The 3,391-nt window shown below is 65.6% G+C and carries 4 protein-coding genes; all 4 read right to left on the bottom strand.

The annotated features are described in order from the left end of the window. Nucleotides 1–192: 192 nt before the first annotated feature. Entirely contained in the window at nucleotides 193–399 is a 207-nt protein-coding gene (locus AC1DN0_RS40690; RefSeq protein WP_477104152.1) for a hypothetical protein, read from the bottom strand. Between the two features lie 32 nt (nucleotides 400–431). After that, nucleotides 432–1,226 (bottom strand): ExeA family protein, encoded by a 795-nt coding sequence (locus AC1DN0_RS40685; protein WP_477104153.1) that lies wholly within the window; start codon nucleotides 1,224–1,226, stop codon nucleotides 432–434. A 1-nt stretch (nucleotide 1,227) separates the two neighbouring features. Next, nucleotides 1,228–2,550 carry a DDE-type integrase/transposase/recombinase gene (locus AC1DN0_RS40680; protein ID WP_477144638.1) on the bottom strand — a complete coding sequence of 441 codons (1,323 nt, stop codon included), beginning with the start codon at nucleotides 2,548–2,550 and terminating at the stop codon, nucleotides 1,228–1,230. A gap of 128 nt (nucleotides 2,551–2,678) precedes the next feature. After that, on the bottom strand, nucleotides 2,679–3,212 hold the full coding sequence (locus AC1DN0_RS40675) for a DUF6431 domain-containing protein (RefSeq protein WP_267606736.1): 534 nt from the start codon (nucleotides 3,210–3,212) through the stop codon (nucleotides 2,679–2,681). Nucleotides 3,213–3,391: the final 179 nt, after the last annotated feature.

Below are 3,391 nucleotides of genomic sequence, written 5' to 3'. Positions count from 1 at the left end.
TGTTACGTCCCGGGCTATTTGAGGAGCGGCGTCGCGAGCTATTCGAGGTGAGACGTCGGCAATCGTCGCGGGTTGCCGGAGGCGCAGAGCAACTCCGGCGTAGCGTGAGATGGAATGAGGCGAAGTCCGAGAATCGTCGCACGATGAAGGGGGGCGAAGGGCAAACAGCCCCGGGATGGCCGGGGCTGTTGCTTAGAACGGATCGTCCAGACGGGGTTGGCGTTTGCCGCCACCGTGCCATGGTTCGTAATAGCGGCGGATCTGGTCCCGGTACGTGGCGCTGAACCACAGGAAGCAATCTGAGAGGAAGTGCTGGATTTGCGCGGCTGCCTCGTCAGATAGTGTGGGTGGAATCGGCATCGGGGGCATGGCAGGACGGGGCGTGTTCTTGGATCGCATGCGGGAAGACTCCTTGTGTTGACTACCGGCAGTCATCGCAACTCCTCGATAGCCTGTTGAAGCAGCTCGTCTGGCAGGTGATTGAGCCCTTTCGGAACGGCCAATTGCATGGTGGTGCGCAAGATGCGCCCGGCCTGCCGCGGTAGGCCACGCGAGGCCTGCCGCAGCAGTTCGAGCCCGGAGTCGGCCAGCAGCGTGTGGGTGCAGCCGGCGCTCTTGAGCGCGTGCGCAATGAGCTGCGCGAAGCGTTCACGCTCGAAGACCGGTTTGAACAGCACACGCGCCTGAATGCGTCCATACAAGGCGGCGTACGGCGCGCGCTCGAGCGTACTGGCCAGACTCGGATGACCGGCGAACCAGACGGTGAGCAGGTCACGGGCATCGAAGGCGAAGTTCAGGAACGACGGGAAGTCGCGGAAGAACTCGGGCGGCAGGTTCTGGGCTTCGTCGATGATCCACACGGGCAGCAATTGCTTGCTGTCGGCCAGCTCGGTGATGCGCTGCTTCAGGTCGCGCCACAGGTCGGCGCGCCGATAGCCGGGTTCGAGGCCGAGCGCGCGGGCCAGCGCCCGGTACAGATCGACGCGCCCGAACTCGGTCTCGGCCAAGTAGATGACCAGATAGCGATGCGGATTGAGCGTGCGGGTGATGTGGCGCAGCGCGGCGGTCTTGCCCACGCCGGGCTCGCCGGTGAGCAGGCCGATGCCGGGGCTGGTCAGCAGCCACTGGAAGCGCTCAGTCAACTGGGCGAGCGCACCGTCGTCCCACAGTTCGGTCGAATCCTTGTCCAGCAGCGCACGACGCAGGCCGAAGTGTTGTCGGTACATGTCATGCCTCCGGTGCGTAGTGGCGCTGGTGAACGAGCTCGATCAGATTGGGCCCCGGCGAGGCAGGTTCGCCGGTCGCCGGTTCCGACAGGGGCTTGCGACGCCGGCGGGTGAGGTTTGCAACGGCGTCGAGTTCGGTGGCGGCGCCCAGCGGCTGTCCGGATTCGCTCTCGACCCGCCTGACCGTCGCGGTATGCGGATCGACGACGAGCTGCACGGTCTGGCCGGTCAGCTCGTACGGGACCTCGAAGCGCTTGCCCTGGAACGACACCGTGCCATCGCGACGCACGTGGCGCGCGACGCGATGCAGGAACAGCTCATCGAGTTGCGCGGCCAGCGAGCCCAGCGAGCGGATCCTGGGCAGGTCCTGCTGATAGCGGGCCAGCGGCGTTTGGTTATCGAGCGCGCTGTGTGGGTTGCGGTGATAGACCTGCTCGACCCAGGCCCACAGGCGGGCGTTCAGGTCGGCCAGGTCGCGCAGATGGGTGATGTCGAGCTCGGCGAGGAACTGCTCGCGTAGGGTCCGGTGCCAGCGTTCCAACTTCCCCTTGCCTTCTGGTGCGTATGGCCGGCAATAGACCAGTCGGATCGMCAGGCGTGCGCAGATGCCCTGCAGGGTCGAAGCGCGATACGCTGCGCCGTTGTCGACGACGATCATCTTTGGCACGCCGCGCTTGAGCAGCGCCTGCTTGAGCACGCCCTCGATATCCAGCGCCGTCTCGGACAGGCAGAAGGCGCTGTGGGCGATGAGCCGCGAGGCGTCATCCATGAGCGAGACGAGATAGGTCTTCATGCGCCGGCCGCCGAACGACAGCGTGGGTGCGTGCATGACGTCGCCGTACCAGATGGAGCCGGCGTGTTCGGCCACGAAGCTGCGCTTCTCGTCGGGCACGACCGCTGGGCCGGCAATGCGCGAGAGCCCATGCGTCTGAAGCAGGCGGTGCACCGCGCAGCGCGAGAGCGAGTCGCGCGGCACAACGCCGCTGGCCTCGAGCAGCAGGCGAATCTGGCGAATCGAGCGGCGCGGGTTCTCGCGCTTGGCGGCCAGCACCGCGGTTTGCACCGGCTCGGGCAGCTTGGAGCGGCCGGTATCGGTGCGGGGCTTGTCGGCCAGCCCCGCGATGCCCTCGCGCCGCCAGGCGTAGTACCAGGCCTGCAGGGTCTTCTCGCCGATGTGGCGCCGGCGCGAGCCGGGGATCGCATACTCCTGGCGGGCCAGTTGCCGCAGGAGCTGCTGCAGCTCGCCGCGGCCCAGCTTCTCGCGGCTGACCAGCGGGCCCAGCACGGACAGGCGAAACAGTGCCTTCGGATCGATGTCATTCATGAACGTTCCTCGTAAAAAGGGAAACGCCATGAGACCTGCAATCCGAATCCGGCGGCAGTGGGCAAAGTGTGTGGAGTCCCGGTGCCAATGCGAATTGGCCCATCGCGGCCCGCGTTGGAGTCAATTGATCACGGGACATCCTGGTCGTCGTGATCGAGCCAGGCCATTGCCTCACACAACGGCATTCGCGCGAAGCAGGTGAGCCAGAACGTGGTGGAATCGGCGGCGCGGCCCAGTTCGGCAAAGCGGCTGCGCAGATGGAACATGAAGGTCGCGCCGTGCGCCTGGAGCCAGTGCCACCAGCGCCGCACGGTGTGGTAGCTCAGCGCGAACACGGCGGCCACGCGGCGCAGCGATGCGCCGATGAGCAGGAGCAGCAGGACTTGCTGCTGCAGTGCCCAGTCGTACCAGCGGCGTGGGCAGATGCACAGCGGCAGGCGCGAGCAGGTGCGGCGGCACGTTGGGCAACGAAAGCGTGGAACCGGTGCCGGATTGAGCGAGCCGTCCTCGCCGCGGTCGGCCTTGCGGTGGTAGCAGCCATGGCACCACAGACAGGCGCCACCGCAATGGATGCAGACCTTGGGCCGGTACGACTGCGGGGTGGCACGAACGGCGCGAAGATGTTGTTCGAGAGTGGGAAACGCGAATACAATCCGATGCATAGGCCAGTCTGTTCTGATGTTCGTACGAGGTCCGGAAACGTCGCACGATATCAGAGGAGTACTGGCCTTCTTTACGCCCGTCGTGTCTCGCGATGGTCAAGGCGATGTTCCTAAACTCGCTCTTGCCGAAACCGCGACAAACACCCCTCGCCAAACCTCAAAATTGGCGGGACGTAACA

It is taken from the genome of Cupriavidus sp. 05N39, from assembly GCF_056397325.1.
This window is presented reverse-complemented; position numbering and strand designations above follow the sequence as displayed.